This is a genomic window from Variovorax sp. AC103, from assembly GCF_979254005.1.
Window position 1 is genome coordinate 26,660 of the sequence record NZ_CEEDFC010000031.1, and the last position, 19,549, is coordinate 46,208.

Consider the following 19,549-nt stretch of genomic DNA (forward strand, 5'->3'; position numbering starts at 1 on the left):
AGCCATGGATGCACTGAAAGACGTCGGCGGCCCGGCCCAGCCGCTGCTCACGGTCACGGGCCTGGTCAAGCACTTCCCGCTGAAGAAAGACCCGTTGGGCAGAGGCGGCGGCGTGGTGCGCGCCGTGGACGGCGTGGACTTCGAAGTGCTCAAGGGCGAAACGCTCGGCGTGGTCGGCGAATCGGGGTGCGGCAAGTCGACCACCGCGCGCCTGTTGATGCAGCTCATCGAGCCCACACGCGGCGAGGTGGTCTTCGACGGGCGCGAGGTCGGCAGCCGCGACCTGCCGCTCAAGGAGTTTCGCCGCCAGGTGCAGATGGTGTTCCAGGACAGCTACGCCTCGCTCAACCCGCGCCTCACCATCGAAGACTCCATTGCCTTCGGCCCGCAGGTGCACGGCGTGTCGCGGCGCGAATCGGTGGCTCGGGCGCGCGACCTGCTGGCGCGCGTGGGCCTTGCGCCCCAGCGCTTTGCCGAACGCTATCCGCACGAACTGTCCGGCGGACAGAGACAGCGCGTGAACATCGCGCGCGCGCTGGCGCTGCAGCCGCGCATGGTCATCCTCGACGAAGCCGTGTCCGCGCTCGACAAGTCCGTGGAGGCCCAGGTCATCAACCTGCTGCTCGACCTGAAGGCCGAGTTCGGCCTGACCTACGTGTTCATCAGCCACGACCTCAACGTGGTGCGCTACGTGAGCGACCGCGTCATGGTGATGTACCTGGGCCAGGTGGCGGAGATCGGCCCGTCCGACGCGCTGTACGAGGCGCCCGCGCACCCCTACACGCGCGCGCTGCTGTCCTCCATGCCGTCGATGGACCCCGACCACCGCACCGAAGAGGCGGCGCTCGCGGGCGATCCGCCGAACCCCATCAACCCGCCCTCGGGCTGCCGCTTCCATCCGCGCTGCGCGCTCGCCGCGCCGGTGTGCAGCCGGGTGGTGCCCGAGCGCATCGCCACCGGTGCGCAGCATGCGGTGAGCTGCCTCATCCACGAGGCGGGCAGCGGCCATCCGATGGCCCCCACGCTCCAGAGGAAGGCCGCATGAGCGCAACAGCAACAGCAACAGCCACGAACGACGCCGCTGTCGGCACAGGGCCGATGGTGCGCCTGAGCGACCTCAGCGTCACCTTCAGCGGTGCTCGCAAGCCTGTGCATGCCGTCAGCGGCGTGAGCCTCGAGGTGCAGCGCGGCGAAGTGGTCGCGCTGATCGGCGAATCGGGCTCGGGCAAGAGCGTGACCATGCGCACCCTGCTGCGCCTGCACCCCGAGCGCCGCACGCGCATGGGCGGCACGGTGCAGGTGGCCGGGCGCGACGTGCTCGCGATGTCGCAACGCGAGCTGGCCGACTTTCGCGGCAAGGTCGCGTCGATGATCTTCCAGGAGCCGCTGCTGGCGCTCGACCCGGTGTACTCGGTGGGCGCGCAGATCGTCGAGTCGATCCGCCGCCATGAATCCGTCAGCGCGGCCGAGGCGCAGCAACGCGCGCTCGCGCTGTTCGAACGCGTGCGCATTCCCAGCCCCGAGCGGCGGCTGCAGGCCTACCCGCACGAGATGTCGGGCGGCATGCGCCAGCGCGCCATGATCGCGCTGGCGCTGGCCTGCAAGCCCCAGCTGCTGCTGGCCGACGAGCCCACCACGGCGCTCGACGCCACCGTGCAGATCCAGATCCTGCTGCTGCTGCGCGAGCTGCAGCGCGACCTCGGGCTGTCGGTGATCTTCGTCACGCACGACATCGGCGCCGCCGTCGAGGTGGCCGACCGCATCGCCGTGATGTACGCGGGGCGCATCGTGGAGGAAGGCACGGCGCGCGAGCTGATCCGCTCGCCGCGGCATCCGTACACCATTGCGCTGCTCAAGAGCCGCGCGCACGGCGCACTGGCGCGCGGCACGCGGCTGGAGACCATCGGCGGCGCGCCGCCCGACCTGTCCGCGCTGCCGCCGGGCTGCGCCTTCGCCGAGCGCTGCGCGCTCGCCAGCGACGCCTGCCGCGCCGCGCAACCGCCCGTGGTGGAGCTCGCGCAGAATCACCGTGCACGCTGCATCCACACCGACGCGGCGGCGGCCATCGCGCCGGTGCTCGTTGCGTGAATGGCCTGAGCTGCGCCCGACCCTTTCAGCCCCCGTCCCATCGCCTTCATCGCCTTCATCGGCCTTCATCGCCCTTCATCGCCATGCCCTTGCACGACCCCGCCCACGCCTTCGTTCCTTACCCCGACGCGCCGGTGCCGCGCGCCGCGACCGGCCCGCTGGCCGACCTGAGCTTTGCCGCGAAGGACCTGTTCGACGTGGCCGGCTACCCCACGGGCGGCGGCAACCCCATCGTGCTGGCGATGTCGGGCATCAAGACGCAGACTGCGCCGACCGTGCAAAAGCTGCTCGACGCCGGCGCGCGCTTCGCGGGCAAGACCGTGACCGACGAACTCGCGTTCTCGATGAACGGCAACAACGCGCACTTCGGCGCGCCCCTCAACGGCGCCGCCAGGGACCGCATCACCGGCGGCAGCTCGTCGGGCTCGGCCTCGGCCGTGTCGTCGGGCCTGTGCGACTTCGCGCTGGGCACCGACACCGGCGGCTCGGTGCGCGCACCGGCCAACCACTGCGGCCTGTACGGCCTGCGCCCCACGCACGGCCGCGTGAGCCTGGAAGGCGCGCTCGACCTGGCGCCCAGCTTCGACACCTGCGGCTGGTTCACGCGCGACGTCGGCACCTTCGCGCGCGTGGCCGACGTGTTGCTGGGCGCCGACACGGCCCGCCTTCCCGCGCGGGTTCGCCTGCTGCGCCCCGACGACGTGTGGGCGCTGGCCGTGCCCGCGGCCGCCAACGCGCTGCAGGGCGCGGCCGACCGCGCGCAGGCGTTGTTCGGCCCCGCGCAAGGGACCACCGTGGCGCTCGAGTCCTTCGACACGATGTTCTGGAACTTTCGCTACCTGCAGTCGCGCGAGGCCTGGCTCACCGACGGCCCGCTGATCGAGCGCTACGCGCCGCCGCTGGGCCCCGGCGTGGCCGAGCGCTTCGCGTGGTCCCGCGAAGTGACCGACGCGCAGGTGGCCGCGGCCCGCGGCTTCCGCGCCGCGTTCCGCGACCACCTGGCTGCGCTGCTCGGCGACGACGGCGTGCTGCTGATGCCGACCATGCCCGACATCGCGCCGCTGCGCAGCGACAGCGAGGCCTCGCTGGAGGATTACCGCAACCGCGCGATCCGGATGCTGTGCATTGCGGGGCTGGCCGGTTTTCCGCAGCTGTCGATGCCGCTGGCGACGCGCGACGGCGCGCCGCTGGGCCTCTCGCTGCTGGGGCCGGCGGGGTCGGACCGGTCGCTGGTCGCCTTGGCCGAGCGCCTGGCAGCCTGAGCCTGAACTGAACCGGGGCCGCTAGTGCCGCGCCGAACCCTCGCTTGCGGCAGCGTCATCCCTCGATGACGGCCGGCACTTCCAGGTGGCAGATGTCGCAGTCGACCTCGCCACCCGCACGCTCCACCACCACGAAGTCGCCCGCATCCACCGCCAGCAGCGCGTGATGCCAGGTGCCGGGCGCGAGCACCACGCCCTGACGCCCATTGGTGACGAAAGCAGCGAGCTCGCCCGCCGACACGGGCGCATCGCCGGCGCGCGCCACCACGATGACGAAGCGGCGCTCGCCCAGCGGCACGAAGCTCTGGCTGCCGAGGGCATGACGCTCCATTTCCGTGACGGCATGCGGGAAGCGCCGCGCCTGCGCGCGGAACAGCGCGAGCATCGGGCGCCCGCCGTCGGCGCCGAGCTGCAGGTCGTCCAGCAGGTCGAAGCGCGTGGCGTTGCCGCCGTTGATCGGCCGGCCGGGGTCGGTGGCGGGCGCCGCGATGACGGTGCCGTACGGCGCGAAGGCTTGGGCGGTCAGCGGCTGCGCGGCGAGCGGCGCGGCGCCGATGGAAAGGGCATCGTTCATGCCGCGATTGCAGCAGAAAGCGTGCCGCGCGCCAACGCGAGGTCGGCCAGCCAGCGCTCGAAGGCCTCGGCGCGCTCCCCGTCGGGCAGCCGCAGCAGCGCCGACGGGTGCAGCGTGACGAACACGGGCCGCCCGTCCGCGCGCTCATGCAGCCAGGCGCCGCGCTCGGCCTGCACCGCCACCGCCCGCCCGAGCAGCGAGCGCGCCGCCGTGGCGCCCAACGCCACCAGCGCCTGCGGTCGCACCAGCGCGATCTCGCTGTCGAGCCAGTGCGCGCAGGCCAGCGCCTCGCGCTGCGCCGCAGTCTTGTGGATGCGGCGCTTGCCGCGCAGCTCGTACTTGAAGTGCTTCACGGCGTTGGCCAGGTACACGCTGTCGCGCGCCCAGCCCAGCTGCGCCATGGCGCGGTCCAGCAGCTGGCCGGCCGGCCCGACGAAGGGGCGGCCTGCCAGGTCCTCCTGGTCGCCGGGCTGCTCGCCGACGAGCATGTGCTGCGCGCCTTGCGGGCCTTCGCCGCACACGGCCTGCGTTGCCAGTGCGCCGATGGGGCAGTCGCGGCACGCATGCGCGGCGGCACGCAACTCGTCGAGGCTGGCCGGCGCCACGCCGTCGGCCGGCCGCAGGTGCAGCGGCACGGGTGCGCGGATGCGCCGGGCCACCGTGGGCGGCGCATCGATCATCGACTGGCTGCGCGCCGCCGCCGCGTCCGTCAACGGCTGGATCAGCGCGGCCTCGGGCAGGTTGTGCCAGTAGCGGCGCGGCATCTCGCGCCGCATCATGGCGACCTTCAGGCGCGCGGGGTTGAAGATGTGCGCGTAGTAGGTCAGCCAGAGCTGCTCGCCGGCATCGGGCGGCGGCTTCTCGCGGCGGTCGGCGCCGTCGCGGAAAGACAGGGCCTCGCCATTCCATTCGACGCAGCGATCCGGCGTGAGGATGGCCCAGCGCATCTGCGCGAAGCGGCGCGCGAAGAACGGCGCGTTGGCCGCCACGATGCGGTGGTCGGGCTCGAACCACGCGACGTGGCGCTCGCCCACGTCGGCGTCCGCCACGCGGGTGAAGCGCACGAAGGCGCGCATCTTGTGGATGTCGCGGTGCACGGCCTTGGCCATCTGCTGCGCCTGCATCATGTCGGCGTCCAGCGGGTCGTGCCGCAGGGCCGGCTCGCGGGTCAGGCGCCAGAGCAGCCGGTACAGCAGCGCCAGGCGTTGCGGGTCGCGGTGCAGGATCACGTCGGCACACAGCGCGACGAAGGACGCGGGCACCGCATGCCGCGCGGCACTGGCGGCCGATGGCGACGGTGCCAGGTCGAACACATCGCCTTCGTCGCCACCCCCGCCGAACAGGTCATCGGCCGTGCCTTCGCTGACCGCGCCATCGCTCCATTCCACCTCGTCGGGCGGCACGCCGCCAGCCAGCAACCGCCGCGCATGGCGGCGGAAGGCATCGAGGTCGACCGGGTCTTCGAGCCGTATGCGCATGGTCCTGGTCCTCGGCCTTTCTTCAGCCCTTGCTCAGAACAGCGAGGCCTGCGCAGCAGCTGGCGCCGGCCGGGCCGCCGGCGCGGCCGACGCCATGGCACCCGCAGCCGGCCGGTGGCCGTCGGCCACCACGAACGGCAGCACCTTGCGCGCCGGCACGTGCAGGCGCCGCAGGTCGTCGGCGCGCACCCGGCGCACGCGCCGCGCCTGCAGCAGCCGCTCGACCGCCTTCACGCCCAGCCCGGGCACGCGCAGCAGCATCTCGCGCGGCGCATGGTTCAGGTCGACCGGAAAGCGCTCGGCATGCGCGAGCGCCCAGGCCAGCTTGGGGTCGACGTCCAGCCGCAGCAATCCGTCGGGCGCGGCCACGATCTCCTGGTGTTCGAAGCCGTAGAAGCGCATGAGCCAGTCGGCCTGGTAGAGCCGGTGCTCGCGCATGAGCGGCGGCGCCACCAGCGGCAGCGCGCGGGCCGCGTCGGGAATGGGGCTGAAGGCCGAGTAGTACACGCGCTTGAGCTTGTACGCGCCGTACAGCGTGGCGCTGGACGCGAGGATGCGCCGGTCGTCGGTGGCGTCGGCGCCCACGATCATCTGCGTGCTCTGGCCCGCCGGCGCGAAAGGCGGCGGCTTGGCGGCGGTGGGCGCGGCGCCCGGCAGCGCGCGAATGGGCACCACGCGGCGCGCCTCCTCGCGCGTGTCGTCGATGCGCAGGCGCAGCCGTGCCATGGAGCGGCGAATGGCGCTTTCGTTCTTCTCGGGCGCCAGGGCCTGCAGCCCTTCGGCGGTGGGCATCTCGACGTTGATGCTGAGCCGGTCGGCATAGCGGCCGGCGCGCGCCAGCAGTTCGTCGCTGGCATCGGGAATGGTCTTCAGGTGGATGTAGCCGCGAAAGTCGTGCTCCTCGCGCAGCACGCGCGCCACCTCGACCACCTGCTCCATGGTGTGGTCGGGCGACTTGATGATGCCGCTGGACAGGAACAAGCCCTCGATGCAGTTGCGGCGGTAGAAGTCCAGCGTGAGCTGCACCACTTCGTCGACGCGAAAGCGCGCGCGCGGCACGTTGCTCGACGCGCGGTTGACGCAATAGAGGCAGTCGTACTGGCAATGGTTGGTCAGCAGCACCTTCAGCAGCGAGATGCAGCGGCCGTCGGGCGCGTAGCTGTGGCAGATGCCCGCGCCTTCGGTGGAGCCGATGCCGCGCCCGCCCAGCGAGTCGCGCGGCTGCGAGCCGCTCGACGCGCAGGAGGCGTCGTACTTGGCGGCGTCGGCCAGGATGGCGAGTTTGCGCTGGATGTCCACGGGGGCCTTGATGAAGCAGATACTGTATGAATATACAGTTTTAAACCGCGGCCGTCCCGCGGAAATCCTGTCATCTGGCTGAGATTTGTAAGCCGGCCATCGCGCATTGCGCAGCCTCCGAACCTTGGCTACCCTCGCTGGCAGATGACCGACGACCCCACAGCGCCCGCCCCTACGCCCGATGACGGCGCCTCGGCACCCGCCCCAGGCCCGATTTGCGCCAACCTCCCCGACGATGGCCTCGCAAGCAAGTTCACCGCTCCCAACGGCGTGCCCGCCTTCGCGGTGCGCTGGCACGGCGGGGTGTACGCCTACCTCAACCAGTGCCCGCATGCGGGCGGCCCGCTCGACTTCGAGGGCCAGGTGCTCGAAAGCTCGGGGCGCTTCCTGATGTGCGCGCGCCACGGCGCCATCTTCGAGCCCGACACCGGCAAGTGCGTCGGCGGCCCCTGCCGCGGCGCGCGGCTCACGCCGCTGGCGGTGCACGAGAAGACGGACGGCAGCGTGTGGCTGGGCCACGCCGGATGAACACAACCTTTACAGGAGATTCCATGCGCAACAAGCTTCACTCCCTCGCCTCGCCAGTGGCGGCCCTCGCCCTCGCGGGCCTCATGGCCGGCTGCACCGGCATGTCGGGCGGCACCGGCGCCGGCGGCAAGGCCTTCACGGGCATGCGCGTCAGCTCCAGCGCCTTCGCCGACAACGGCCTGATCCCGGCCGAGCACGCCGGGGCCGGCGAGTGCGGCGGCAAGAACGTCTCGCCGCCGGTGGCATGGAGCAACCTGCCGGCCAAGACCAAATCGGTGGCCGTGCTGATCTTCGACCCGGACGGCGCGGCCGGCCTGGGCGTGTCGCACTGGGTGGCCTACAACATCGCGGCCGAGCGCGGCGAACTCAAGGCCGGCGAAGGCCAGGCGGGCTCGAACTTCAACTTCACCATGGGCCCGAACGTGGCCGGCGCGCCCGCGTACCGCGGCATGTGCCCGCCGGTGGGCGACCGGCCGCACCACTACGTGATGACCGTGGTCGCCTCCGACCTCGCACCGGGCGCGCTGCCTGCCGGCTTGTCGCGCGACGCGCTGGTGGCCGCGCTCAAGGGCCATGCGCTGGGCGGACAGAGCGTGGTGGGCCTGTACAGCCGCTGATGCCGCTGATGCCGCCGGTGCTGTCGTTGCGCAAGACCCGCTGGGGGCGCGTCAACGGGGGCGCCGCGTGTCAAGTGCAAAGGTATGCACGCGGGTAATAATTAAGGCTCCCGTTCGCCGGCGCCGGTCAGCCATGGCTGCTGCCGCTTTTCCGAAAGCTTCATCGATGGTCATGCCAGCAGCCGCGTCCGCCTCTTCAACGGTTTCCGCGGGCTCCACCGCTCCACCGTCCGCCGGCGACCTCGACGCCATGTTCGACCTGGCGCCCGTCTCGCTCTGGGTCGAGGACTACAGCGACCTCAAGCGCAAGCTGGACGGCTGGCGCACCGAAGGCGTGACCGACCTGGTCGCCTACCTGGCCGAAGACCCCCTGCGCGTGAGCGACTGCATGGCGCTGCTGAAGGTGCTGCGGGTCAACCAGCACACGCTGAAGCTCTTTGCCGCCGACAGCCAGGAAACCCTGCTCGGCGCGCTCGACCGCGTGTTCCGCGGCGACATGTCGGCCACCGTGGTGCACGAGCTCGACCGGCTGTGGCGCGGCGAACTCACCTTCGAAAGCGAGACCGTCAACTACGCCCTGGACGGCCGCCGGCTCGACGTGCGCGTGCGCGCCCGCGTGCTGCCCGGCCACGAGGCCACCTGGGAGCGCGTGCTGGTCTCGCTCGACGACATCACCGAGCGCGTGGCCGCGCAGCGCCTGCGCGACGACAGCGCCAGGTACGCGCGCAGCCTGTTCGACCGCTCGCCGGTGTCGCTGTGGGTGGAAGACTTCAGCGCGGTGCGCACGCTGATGGACAACATCCGCGCGCGCGGCATCACCGACTTCGCCACCTTCATCAAGGTGCACCCCGAGTTCGTCACGCGCTGCATGCAGGAGATCCGCGTGATCGACGTGAACCAGGAAACCCTGCGCATGTTCGGCGCGCCAGACCTGACCACGCTGCTGGGCAGCCTGTCGCGCGTCTTTCGCGACGAGATGCGCGAGTCTTTCGCGGAGCAGTTGCACGACCTGTGGAACGGCAAGACGGTGCAGCACCGCGAGGTGCTCAACTACTCGCTGTCGGGCGAGGCGCTCAACATCCACATGCAGTTCGCGGTGCAGGACGACCGGCTCGACACCTGGGACCTGGTGCTGGTGTCGCTGGTGGACATCACCGCGCGCAAGAAGGCCGAGGCCTACCTCGAGTACCTCGGCAAGCACGACGTGCTCACGCAGCTGTGCAACCGCACCTACTACACCGAGGAGCTCAACCGGCTGTCGCGCAAGGGCCCATGGCCGGTGTCGATCGTGGTCATTGACCTCAACGGCCTGAAGCAGCTCAACGACCAGGAAGGCCACGCCGCCGGCGACTCGATGCTGCGCCGCATGGGCGAGGTGCTCGACAAGGCCGTCGCGCCGCCGGCCTGGCCTGCGCGCGTGGGCGGCGACGAGTTCGCCGTGCTGCTGCCGATGACCGACGAGCGCGGCGCCGACGCGATGCGCGAGCGCATCCTCATGCTGCTGGAGCTGAACAACCAGTTCCATGCGGGCCAGAGCGGCCATCCGCTGAGCCTGGCCATCGGGCTGGCGACCTGCAATGCCGGCGAGTCTCTGGAAGCCGCGCTGCAGCGCGCGGACCGGGCGATGTACGTGGACAAGGCGCGGTACTACGAGAGCACCGGCCTCGACCGGCGCACGTAGCCGAGCGGCTACGGCACCTCGCCCAGCCCATCCCCTGGCCCATCCCCCGGCCCGCGCACCCGCTCCAGCACGAAGTCGATGAAGGTCCGTATCGCCCGCGTGTGCTGGCGGTTGGGCATGTAGAGCATGAACATCTGCGTGCCGAAGATGCTCAGGCGCCAGTCGTCCAGCGTGGTCACCACGTCGCCACGGCGCACGTCGTCCTGCACCACGTAGTCGGGCACCAGGCCGATGCCCAGCCCCGCGAGGATGGCCTGGCGCAGGAACAGGAAATTCTCCGAAATGAGGGTCGGCTCCAGGATCACCTCGCGCCGCGTCTCCCCTTGGTAGGCCGACACGCGCAGCTGGCGGCCGATGACCGCGGCCGTGACCACCGGCGCGCCCTGCAGTTCGTCGAGCTGCACCGGCAGCGGGTGCCGGGCCGCATAGTCGCTCGACGCGCAGGCCACGTAGCGCACCGGGCCCATCTCGCGCGCCACCAGGTTCTGCGGCGGCTCGGGAATCACGCGGATGGCGATGTCGACTTCGTCGCGCAGCAAGTCTTCGATGCGGTTTTCGAACACCACGTCGAGCACGATGCCCGGGTACTGCCGCTTGAAGTCGATGAGCCAGTCGGCCATCACCAGCTGCCCGTAGCCGCTGGGCACGCTCAGGCGCACGCGGCCCTGCAGGCCCTGGCCCAGCTCGGTGACCGATTCGCGCGCGGCCAGCAGCTCGCCCTGGATGGCCACGCCGTGCTGGTACAGGCGCAGGCCGATTTCGGTCGGTTCGGCGCGCCGGGTGGTGCGGCGCACCAGCTGCGCGCCCACCGAGCGCTCCAGCTGGTTCAGGTGGTAGCTGACGTTGGCGCGGGTCATCTTGAGGCGGCGGGCTGCCGCGCTCAGGTTGCCCGCATCGAGGATTTCCACCAGCAGGGTGAGCGATTGCAGGTCCATGCACCGGATTGTGTCAAAAATTCTTTGACAGTCTGTCAACCAGCTATGCAATTGTCAAAGCGCCGCTACGGGCAAAGAATGCGGGGTTCACCCCCCAGAGCCTCCGGACCCCTCGCGCGACGCGCGTGCGGGCCCGCCACGCAAGAGACAAGCACCATGGCCACAACCGATACCAGCCCTTCCACGTCTTCCGGTCCCGTCACCTTCGAGCGTCATGGCGACGTGTTCGTGGTGACCATCGACAACCCGCCCGTCAACGCCCTGGGCGTGGACGTGCGCCGCGGCCTCGTGGCCGCCATCGACGCGGCCGAGGCCGACGGCGCCGCGAGGGCGGTGCTGATCGTCGGCGCCGGCCGCAACTTCATCGCCGGCGCGGACATCCGCGAGTTCGGCAAGCCGCCGCAAGCGCCTTCGCTGCCCGAGGCCTGCCTGAAGATCGAGAACTGCACCAAGCCGGTGGTCGCCGCCATCCACGGCGCCGCGCTCGGCGGCGGGCTCGAAGTGGCGCTGTCGGCCCACTACCGCGTGGCCTCGCCCACCGCCAAGCTGGGCCTGCCCGAAGTGGCGCTGGGCCTGTTGCCCGGCTCGGGCGGCACGCAGCGCGCGCCGCGCCTGATCGGCGTGAAGCCCGCACTGGAACTGATGTTGAGCGGCCGCCATGCGGGCGCGAAGGAAGCACTGTCGCTGGGCCTCGTCGACCGCCTGGCCACCGACGCCGACGCGCGCGCCGAAGGCCTGGCCTACGCGCAGGAACTGGTGGCCGCCAACGCGCCCGTGCGCCGCACGCGCGAAGCCACCGGCCTCGCCGACAAGGAAGCCAGCCGCGCCGCCCTCGAAGCCGCGCGCGCCGACACCGCCAAGAAGAGCCGCGGCCTGTTCTCGCCGATGAAGATCATCGAAGCCGTCGAAGGCGCGCTCACGCTGCCCTTCGACGAAGGCATGGCGCTGGAACGCAAGCTGTTCCTGCAGTGCATCGACAGCCCGCAGCGCGCCGGCCTGATCCACGCCTTCTTCGCCGAGCGCGAAGTGCTCAAGGCGCCCGAGACCCGGTCGGCCAAGCCGCGCGCGCTGGCGTCCGCCGGCATCGTCGGCGGCGGCACCATGGGCGCCGGCATTGCGGTGGCCATGCTGGACGCGGGCATGCCCGTGACCATGATCGAGCGCGACGACGCCCAGCTTGCGCGCGGCCGCGCCAACGTCGAGAAGGTGTACGACGGCCTCATCAAGAAGGAGCGCATGACGCCCGAGGCCAAGGCCGCGGTGATGGCGCGCTTCAACGGCTCCACCAGCTACGACGCTCTGGCCGACGCCGACATCGTGGTCGAAGCGGTGTTCGAGGACATGGCGGTGAAGAAGGCCGTGTTCGCCGAGCTCGACCGCGTGTGCAAGCAAGGCGCGGTGCTGGCCACCAACACGTCCTACCTCGACATCGACGAGATCGCCGCCAGCGTTTCGCGCCCGCAGGACGTGGTGGGCCTGCACTTCTTCTCGCCGGCCAACATCATGAAGCTGCTGGAGATCGTGGTGCCCGCCAAGGTGAGCGCCGACGTGGTCGCCACGGGCTTCGAACTCGCGAAGAAGCTGAAGAAGGTGCCGGTGCGCGCCGGCGTGTGCGACGGCTTCATCGGCAACCGCATCCTGGCCGTGTACCGCCAGGCGGCCGACCACATGATGGAAGACGGCGCCTCGCCTTACGACATCGACGCGGCCGTGCGCAACTTCGGCTACCCGATGGGCCCGTTCCAGGTGTCCGACCTGGCCGGCGGCGACATCGGCTGGGCCACGCGCAAGCGCAAGGCCGCCACGCGCGACCCGCAGGCGCGCTACGTGCAGATTGCCGACCGCATCTGCGAGCGCGGCTGGTTCGGCCAGAAGACGCAGCGCGGCTACTACCTGTACCCCGAGGGCGCGCGCACCGGCCAACCCGACCCCGAGGTGCTGGCCATCATCGACGCCGAACGCGAACGTGCGGGCATCAAGCCGCGCCAGTTCACCGAAGAAGAAATCATGCGCCGCTACATGGCCGCGATGGTCAACGAAGGCGCCAACGTGGTGCTCCAGCGCATTGCGCTGCGCCCGCTCGACGTGGACGTGACCTTCCTCTACGGCTACGGCTTCCCGCGCCACCGCGGCGGCCCGATGAAGTACGCCGACACCGTGGGCCTGCCGAAGGTGCTGGCCGACATCCGCGAGTTCGCCAAGGAAGACCCGATCTTCTGGAAGCCGTCGCCGCTGCTGGTGCAGCTGGTGGAGCGCGGCGCAGATTTCGCCAGCCTCAATCAATCCGAGTAATCACAGAGACATCCGTCCAGGAGACACCCCATGCGTGAAGCCGTCATCGTTTCCACCGCCCGCACCCCGCTCACCAAGGCGCACCGCGGCGAATTCAACATCACCCCCGGCGCCACGCTGGCGTCCTTCGCCGTGAAGGCGGCGGTCGAGCGCTCGGGCCTCGACCCCGCGCTCATCGAGGACGCGATCCTCGGCTGCGGCTACCCCGAAGGCACCACCGGCCGCAACATCGCGCGCCAGGCCATCATCCGTTCGGGCCTGCCGATCAGCATCGCCGGCACCACGGTGAACCGCTTCTGCGCCTCGGGCCTGCAGGCGATTGCCATGGCCGCGGGCCGCATCGTGGTGGACGGCGCGCCGGCCATGATCGCGGGCGGCGTGGAAAGCATCTCGCAGATCCGTGGCCGCAGCCCCGGCGACGGCGGCGACCTCAGCCTGGACCCGTGGATCGTCGAGCACAAGCCCGAGCTCTACATGGCGATGATCGACACCGCCGACATCGTCGCCAAGCGCTACAACATCAGCCGCGAGGCGCAGGACCGCTTCTCCGCCGAGAGCCAGCGCAAGACCGAAGAGGCCCAGATCGCCGGGCGCTACAAGGACGAGATCGTCGCCTGCACCACCACGATGGCCGTGACCGACAAGGAGACCAAGGAAGTCACCCACCGCGAAGTCACCGCCACCGAAGACAACTGCAACCGCCGCGGCACCACCTACGAGGCGCTCGCCAAGCTGAAGCCGGTGATGGGCGAGGACAAGTTCATCACCGCCGGCAACGCCTCCCAGCTCTCCGATGGCGCCTCGGCCTGCGTGCTGATGGAAGCCAAGGATGCAGAGCGCGCCAACATCAAGCCGCTGGGCGCCTTCCGCGGTCTGGCGCTGGCCGGCTGCGAGCCCGACGAAATGGGCATCGGCCCCGTGTTCGCCGTGCCCAAGCTGCTCGCGCGCCACGGCCTCACGGTGCAAGACATCGACCTGTGGGAGCTCAACGAAGCCTTCGCCTCGCAGTCGATCTACTGCCAGGACAAGCTGGGCATTCCGTCGGAACGTTTGAACGTGAACGGCGGCGCCATCTCCATCGGCCACCCCTTCGGCATGACCGGCGCACGCCTCACGGGCCATGTGCTCATCGAAGGCAAGCGCCGCGGCGCCAAGTACGCGGTGGTCACGATGTGCATCGCCGGCGGCATGGGCGCCGCAGGCCTGTTCGAAATCTACTGAGGAACGCGCGATGGACCTGAACTTCACCCCCGAAGAAGAAGCCTTCCGCAGCGAAGTGCGCGCCTTTCTGGCCGACAAGCTGCCGGTGCGGCTGTCCGAGAAAGTGCGCGGCGGCAAGATCCTGGAAAAGGCCGACATGCAGGAATGGCACGCCACGCTGAACGCGCGCGGCTGGCTCGCCAACCACTGGCCCGAACAGTACGGCGGCCCGGGCTGGACGGCGGTCGAGAAGTTCATCTTCGAACACGAGTGCGCGCTGGCCTTCGCGCCGCGCATCGTGCCCTTCGGCGTGAACATGCTCGGCCCGGTGCTCATCAAGTACGGCAACGAGGCGCAAAAGCAGCACTGGCTGCCGCGCATCCTGAACGGTGCCGACTGGTGGTGCCAGGGCTATTCGGAACCCGGCGCGGGCTCCGACCTGGCGGCGGTGAAAACCTCTGCCGTGCGCGGCATCGACGCGCAGGGCGACCACTACATCGTGAACGGCCAGAAGACCTGGACCACGCTGGGCCAGCACGCCAACATGATCTTCTGCCTGGTGCGCACCAACCGCGAGGCGAAGAAGCAGGAGGGCATCAGCTTCCTGCTGATCGACATGACCTCGCCCGGCGTGGAAGTGCGCCCGATCATCACGCTCGACGGCGAGCATGAAGTGAACGAAGTGTTCTTCTCCGACGTGCGCGTGCCGGCCGAGAACCTGGTGGGCGAGGAGAACAAGGGCTGGACCTGCGCCAAGTACCTGCTGACCTACGAGCGCACCAACATCGCCGGCGTGGGCTTCTCGGTGGCCGCGCTCGAACAGTTGAAGGGCATTGCCGCGTCGCAGACCAAGAACGGCAAGCCCCTGGCCGACGACCCGGCCTTCGCGGCGCGCCTGGCGCGCGTGGAGATCGACCTGGAGAACATGAAGACCACCAACCTGCGCGTGATCGCGGCGGTGGCCGGCGGCGGCGTGCCGGGCGCGGAAAGCTCGATGCTGAAGATCCGCGGCACCGAGATCCGCCAGGAAATCTCGTCGCTGGCGCGCCGCGCGATGGGCGTGTACGGCCGCCCCTTCGTGGCCGAGGCGCTGAAGGACGGATACACCGGCGAGACCTTCGGGCCCGACTACGCGTCGGCCGCCGCCTCGCGCTACTTCAACAACCGCAAGCTGTCGATCTTCGGCGGCTCCAATGAAATCCAGAAGAACATCATCTCCAAGATGATCCTGGGCCTGTAAGGAGACACGCAATGAACTTCGAACACACCGAAGACCGGCGCATGCTCGCCGACAGCCTGAACCGCTTCATCAGCGAGCAGTACGCCTTCGACGCGCGCGACCGCATCGCGAAGTCGCAGCACGGGTTCAGCAAGGAAATCTTCCAGCAGTTCGCCGAACTCGGCGTGATCGGCGCGCTGTTCAGCGAGGCCGACGGCGGCTTCGGCGGCGGCGGCTTCGACATTGCCGTGGTCTTCGAGGCGCTGGGCCGCGGCCTGGTGATCGAGCCGCTGCTGGGCGCGGTGATGGTCGGCGAGGCGCTCAGCGCCGCCGGCAACGAGGCGCAGAAAGAGAAGCTCGGCGACATCATCAACGGCGTTGCCGTAGCGGCCTTCGCGCACGACGAAGCCGACACGCACTACGAACGCACGCGCGTGGCCACCAAGGCCGAACGCAATGGCGATGGCTGGGTGCTGCACGGCGCCAAGGCCGTGGTGCCCCAGGGCGAGCAGGCCGACCTGTTCCTGGTCTCCGCGCGCACCTCGGGCAACGTGGACGACGAAGGCGGCATCTCGCTGTTCCTCGTGCCCGCGAAGACCACGGGCCTCACGGTGCGCGGCTGCCCGTCCATCGACGGCGGGCGTGTGGCCGAACTCGCGTTCGACGGCGTGACGCTGGGCGCCGACGCGCTGCTGGGCGCCGAAGGCCAGGGCCACGCCACGCTGGAGCGCGCCATCGGCCGCGGCGTGCTCGCGCTGTGCGCCGAAGCGCTGGGCGCGATGGAAGCCGCCAAGACCGCCACGCTGGAGTACCTGCGCACGCGCAAGCAGTTCGGCACGCTCATCGGCAGCTTCCAGGCCCTGCAGCACCGCATGGCCGACCTGCTGCTGGAGATCGAGCAGGCGCGCTCGGCCGTCATCAACGCCGCGGCCGCCATCGACACGGGCGAGCGCGTGACGCGCGAGCGCGCGCTGTCGGCGGCCAAGTTCAGCATCGGGCGCATCGGCGCGCTGGTGGCGGAAGGAAGCATCCAGATGCACGGCGGCATCGGCATGACGTGGGAGCTGCCCCTGCCCCACTACGCCAAGCGCCTGGTGATGATCGACCACCAGCTGGGCGACGAAGACCATCACCTGCAGCGCTACATCCAGCTCGGCAAGGAGATCGCGGCATGACGGACACGACGAACAAGACCGTGCTGGTCTCGCAGGAAGGCGCCGTGCGCATCCTGACCAACAGCAACCCCGGCGCGCGCAACGCGATCACGCCGACGCTGTATGCCGAACTCTCGGCCGCGCTGGCCGACGCAGAAAAAGACCCCGAGGTCGGCGCCATCGTCTTCACCGGCGCGGGCGACTTCTTCTGCTCCGGCGGCGACCTGAACCTGCTGGCCAAGCGCCGCGAGCTGCCCATGGCAGAGCGCCGCCAGATCCTCGAAGGCCTGAACAACCTGATCCGCGCGCTGCGCGATTGCAGCAAGCCCGTGATCGCAGCAGTGGAAGGCGGCGCGGCCGGTGCGGGCCTGTCGATGGCACTGGCCTGCGACATGCTGGTGTCGGCGCGCGACGCGTTCTACACCGTGGCCTACGTCAAGGTCGGCCTCACGCCCGACGGCGGCGCCACCGCCTTCCTGGCCGAGTTCGTCTCGCGCCAGGTGCTCACCGAGCTGTGCCTCACCGGCGACCGCATGACGGCCGAGCGGCTGAACCAGCTGGGCGCGGTCAACCGCCTGACCGACAAGGGCGCGGCGCTGGCCGAGGCCGTGGCGCTCGCGGCCAAGGTCGCGACCGGCCCGCAGCGCGCCACCACGCGCATCAAGACGCTGTGCCGCCAGGCGCACCACGCCACGCTCGAAGCGCAACTCGACGCCGAGGCCGTGTTCATGGTCGAGTCGCAGGGCGACGCCGAAGCGGCCGAAGGCATCGGCGCGTTCCTGGGCAAGCGCAAGGCCGACTTCGTCGCCTTGCGCCACGACAAGGCAAAGGACGCGTCCTGACCCGACCCGTGCTGCCTTCACTTCATGCCTCGCACGTTGTGCGGGGCTTTCTCGTTTCTCCGAAGTCTGTGTCATGCCTCTATTGAATTCATCGCTGCCGCTCGCCGGTGTGCGCGTCCTCGACCTGTCCCGCATCCTGGCGGGCCCCTGGTGCGGCATGGTGCTGGCCGACATGGGCGCCGAGGTGATCAAGGTCGAGCACCCGGGCCGCGGCGACGACACGCGCGACTGGGGCCTGCGTGTCGGCAAGACCGAAACCGCCTACTTCAACAGCGTGAACCGCAACAAGCGCTCGGTCACGCTCGACCTGCAGACGCCCGAGGGCCAGCAGATCGCGCGCGACCTGGCCAAGCAGTGCGACGTGGTGATCCAGAACTTCAAGTTCGGCGGCATCGACAAGCTGGGCCTGGGCTACGAGCAGCTCAGCAAGGAACAGCCCGGCCTCATCTACTGCTCGATCTCGGGCTACGACCGCACCGGCGCCGAGGCCGCGCGCCCGGGCTACGACCTGGTGGTGCAAGGTGAAGCCGGCCTGATGGCGCTCAACGGCGAAGCCAACCAGCCGCCGCTGAAGTTCGGCGTGGCCGTGGTCGACCTGTTCACCGGCATGTACTCGGCGCAGGCCATCCTTGCCGCGCTCTACCAGCGCGAGAAGACCGGCAAGGGCCGGCACGTGGAGATGGCGCTGTTCGACTGCGGCCTGATGATCACCGCCTACTACGGCCTCGAAGCGCTGCTGATGGGCGAAGACCCGCCGCGCTACGGCAACTCGCACCCGTCGATCGTGCCGTACGGCGTGTTCGACGCGGCCGACGGCCCGCTGGTGATCACCGTGGGCAACAACGCGCAGTTCGCGCGCTTCTGCACCGAGGTGATCGAACGGCCCGACCTGGCGGCCGACGAGCGCTTCAAGACCAACATCCTGCGTTCGGCCAACCGCGCGGTGCTGCTGCCCGAGCTGCACGCCGAACTGGCCAAGCGCCCGCGCGCCGGCCTGCTCGAAAAGCTCACCGCCTCGGGCATTCCGTGCGGCGAGGTGCTGGGCCTGCTGGAGGCGCTGCAATCGAAGCGCGCGACCGATGCCGGCCTGGTCACCACGCAGCCGCACCCGGTGGCCGGCACGGTCGACGTGCTGGCGCCGCCCTACCGTTTCGACGGCGAACGCCTGCCGGTGCGCAGCGCGCCGCCCACCCTGGGCGAAGGCACGCACGACGTGCTGCAGTCCCTGCTCGGCCTGTCGGATGAAAAGCTGGCCGCGCTGAAATCGAGTGGCGTGGTCTGAGCAAGACGCGCCGTTTTCCTTGTTCCCCTGTGCATCCCTGAAGTAAGAAGTCCATGGCCTCCCCCGCTTTCCGTTCCCTCCGCAATCCCGTTCGCCGCGCACTCCTTGCCCTGGCCCTTCCCCTCACACTTTCACTCGTGGCCGGCAGCGCCTTCGCGCAAGCCTGGCCCAGCAAGCCGATCACGCTGATCGTGCCCTTCCCGCCCGGCGGCCCGACCGACGTGGCCTCGCGCATCGTGGCGCAGAAGATGTCGCTCGCGCTCAAGCAGAACATCGTCATCGACAACCGCAGCGGCGCCTCGGGCACCGTGGGCGCCGCCACGGCCGCGCGCGCCGCGCCGGACGGCTACACCTTCGTGATGCTGGCCACGCCCACGCTGCTGGCCTCGCACCTGTACGGCGCCACCGGCGGCTACGACATCTTCAAGAACTTCACGCCCGTGGGCTCGGTGTACGACCTGCCGATCGTGCTGGTGGTCAACCCCAAGTCGCTGCCCGAGGTGAACAGCCTGCAGGACCTGATCGCCAAGGCCAAGGCCGAAGGCGGCAAGCTCAACTACACGACGGCCGGCGCCGGCAGCTTCGGCCACCTGACGACCGAGCAGCTGAAGAACATCGGCAAGTTCGACATGCAGCACGTGCCCTACCGCGGCAGCGCGCCGGCCGTGACCGACCTGATCGGCGGCCAGGTGCCGGCGATGTTCTCCGACCTGGTGGCCGTGATTCCGCACATCCGCGCGGGCAAGGTGCGCGCCATCGCGGTGGGTTCGGGCAAGCGCGTGAGCCTGCTGCCCGACGTGAAGACGGTGGCCGAGCAGGGCTTTCCCGGTTTCGACGCCACCTCGTGGGGCGGCATGCTGGCCCCTGCCGGCACGCCCAAGGACGTGGTCGAGCGCATGAGCGCCGAGCTGAAGAAGGCGCTGGCCGACAAGGAAGTGCAGGACAAGCTGGAGAGCGTGGGCTCCTTCGCGGCCTACCGCACGCCCGAGCAGACCGGCGTGCGCATGAAGCAGGACTTCGAGCGCTGGGGCAAGGTCATTCGCGACAACCACATCACGAACCAGTAGAACCAGAACCAGAACCGGCCGGGCCGGCAGG

At 70.0% G+C, this 19,549-nt stretch carries 17 protein-coding genes; 13 read left to right on the forward strand and 4 right to left on the reverse strand.

All coding sequences use genetic code 11. The features are described 5' to 3' along the window. Positions 1–4: 4 nt before the first annotated feature. The 3 genes from AC0IYU_RS31735 (at position 5) to AC0IYU_RS31745 (ending at position 3,350) form a co-directional block, all read left to right on the forward strand. Positions 5–1,045 (forward strand): ABC transporter ATP-binding protein, encoded by a 1,041-nt coding sequence (locus AC0IYU_RS31735; RefSeq protein WP_472125482.1) that lies wholly within the window; start codon positions 5–7, stop codon positions 1,043–1,045. Between the two features lie 53 nt (positions 1,046–1,098). Further along, positions 1,099–2,088, forward strand: a complete 990-nt coding sequence (locus tag AC0IYU_RS31740) for an ABC transporter ATP-binding protein (protein ID WP_472125568.1) — start codon at positions 1,099–1,101, stop codon at positions 2,086–2,088. Between the two features lie 83 nt (positions 2,089–2,171). Continuing rightward, positions 2,172–3,350: an amidase gene (locus AC0IYU_RS31745; RefSeq protein ID WP_472125484.1), complete on the forward strand. Its 1,179-nt coding sequence runs from the start codon at positions 2,172–2,174 to the stop codon at positions 3,348–3,350. 55 nt (positions 3,351–3,405) lie between these two features. Here AC0IYU_RS31745 and AC0IYU_RS31750 read toward each other — a convergent pair whose 3' ends face one another. From AC0IYU_RS31750 to AC0IYU_RS31760, 3 genes are read right to left on the reverse strand one after another with little or no spacing between them, the layout of a single operon-like run. Next, positions 3,406–3,924, reverse strand: a complete 519-nt coding sequence (locus AC0IYU_RS31750) for an ureidoglycolate lyase (protein WP_472125487.1) — start codon at positions 3,922–3,924, stop codon at positions 3,406–3,408. Next, a complete protein-coding gene (locus AC0IYU_RS31755; protein ID WP_472125489.1) occupies positions 3,921–5,402 on the reverse strand; it encodes a UdgX family uracil-DNA binding protein in 1,482 nt (493 codons plus the stop codon). The genes AC0IYU_RS31750 and AC0IYU_RS31755 overlap by 4 nt, the downstream gene beginning before the upstream one ends. Before the next feature lie 33 nt (positions 5,403–5,435). Next, positions 5,436–6,701: a putative DNA modification/repair radical SAM protein gene (locus AC0IYU_RS31760; protein WP_472125491.1), complete on the reverse strand. Its 1,266-nt coding sequence runs from the start codon at positions 6,699–6,701 to the stop codon at positions 5,436–5,438. A gap of 144 nt (positions 6,702–6,845) precedes the next feature. On the opposite strand from AC0IYU_RS31760, the gene AC0IYU_RS31765 reads away from it, so the two are divergent. The 3 genes from AC0IYU_RS31765 (at position 6,846) to AC0IYU_RS31775 (ending at position 9,527) form a co-directional block, all read left to right on the forward strand. Then, positions 6,846–7,229, forward strand: coding sequence for a Rieske (2Fe-2S) protein (locus AC0IYU_RS31765; protein ID WP_472125494.1), 384 nt, complete (start codon positions 6,846–6,848; stop codon positions 7,227–7,229). Positions 7,230–7,252: 23 nt separating this feature from the next. Beyond that, positions 7,253–7,846, forward strand: a complete 594-nt coding sequence (locus tag AC0IYU_RS31770) for a YbhB/YbcL family Raf kinase inhibitor-like protein (protein WP_435486299.1) — start codon at positions 7,253–7,255, stop codon at positions 7,844–7,846. A 166-nt stretch (positions 7,847–8,012) separates the two neighbouring features. Then, positions 8,013–9,527 (forward strand): sensor domain-containing diguanylate cyclase, encoded by a 1,515-nt coding sequence (locus AC0IYU_RS31775; protein ID WP_472125496.1) that lies wholly within the window; start codon positions 8,013–8,015, stop codon positions 9,525–9,527. An 8-nt stretch (positions 9,528–9,535) separates the two neighbouring features. Here the strand turns inward: AC0IYU_RS31775 and AC0IYU_RS31780 are convergent, their stop codons facing one another. Next, on the reverse strand, positions 9,536–10,462 hold the full coding sequence (locus AC0IYU_RS31780) for a LysR family transcriptional regulator (RefSeq protein WP_472125499.1): 927 nt from the start codon (positions 10,460–10,462) through the stop codon (positions 9,536–9,538). Positions 10,463–10,618: 156 nt separating this feature from the next. On the opposite strand from AC0IYU_RS31780, the gene AC0IYU_RS31785 reads away from it, so the two are divergent. The 7 genes from AC0IYU_RS31785 (at position 10,619) to AC0IYU_RS31815 (ending at position 19,518) form a co-directional block, all read left to right on the forward strand. Beyond that, positions 10,619–12,754, forward strand: a complete 2,136-nt coding sequence (locus tag AC0IYU_RS31785; RefSeq protein ID WP_472125502.1) for a 3-hydroxyacyl-CoA dehydrogenase NAD-binding domain-containing protein — start codon at positions 10,619–10,621, stop codon at positions 12,752–12,754. 30 nt (positions 12,755–12,784) lie between these two features. Further along, entirely contained in the window at positions 12,785–13,975 is a 1,191-nt protein-coding gene (locus tag AC0IYU_RS31790; RefSeq protein ID WP_472125504.1) for an acetyl-CoA C-acyltransferase, read from the forward strand. Between the two features lie 10 nt (positions 13,976–13,985). After that, a complete protein-coding gene (locus AC0IYU_RS31795) occupies positions 13,986–15,194 on the forward strand; it encodes an acyl-CoA dehydrogenase family protein (protein WP_472125506.1) in 1,209 nt (402 codons plus the stop codon). 11 nt (positions 15,195–15,205) lie between these two features. Continuing rightward, positions 15,206–16,348 (forward strand): acyl-CoA dehydrogenase family protein, encoded by a 1,143-nt coding sequence (locus tag AC0IYU_RS31800; RefSeq protein WP_472125509.1) that lies wholly within the window; start codon positions 15,206–15,208, stop codon positions 16,346–16,348. Then, complete coding sequence (locus tag AC0IYU_RS31805; protein ID WP_472125511.1) at positions 16,345–17,169, forward strand: oxepin-CoA hydrolase, alternative type; 825 nt, start codon at positions 16,345–16,347, stop codon at positions 17,167–17,169. The genes AC0IYU_RS31800 and AC0IYU_RS31805 overlap by 4 nt, the downstream gene beginning before the upstream one ends. A 73-nt stretch (positions 17,170–17,242) precedes the next feature. Continuing rightward, positions 17,243–18,451 (forward strand): CaiB/BaiF CoA transferase family protein, encoded by a 1,209-nt coding sequence (locus AC0IYU_RS31810; protein WP_472125514.1) that lies wholly within the window; start codon positions 17,243–17,245, stop codon positions 18,449–18,451. A 53-nt stretch (positions 18,452–18,504) separates the two neighbouring features. Next, positions 18,505–19,518, forward strand: coding sequence for a Bug family tripartite tricarboxylate transporter substrate binding protein (locus AC0IYU_RS31815; protein WP_472125517.1), 1,014 nt, complete (start codon positions 18,505–18,507; stop codon positions 19,516–19,518). Positions 19,519–19,549: the final 31 nt, after the last annotated feature.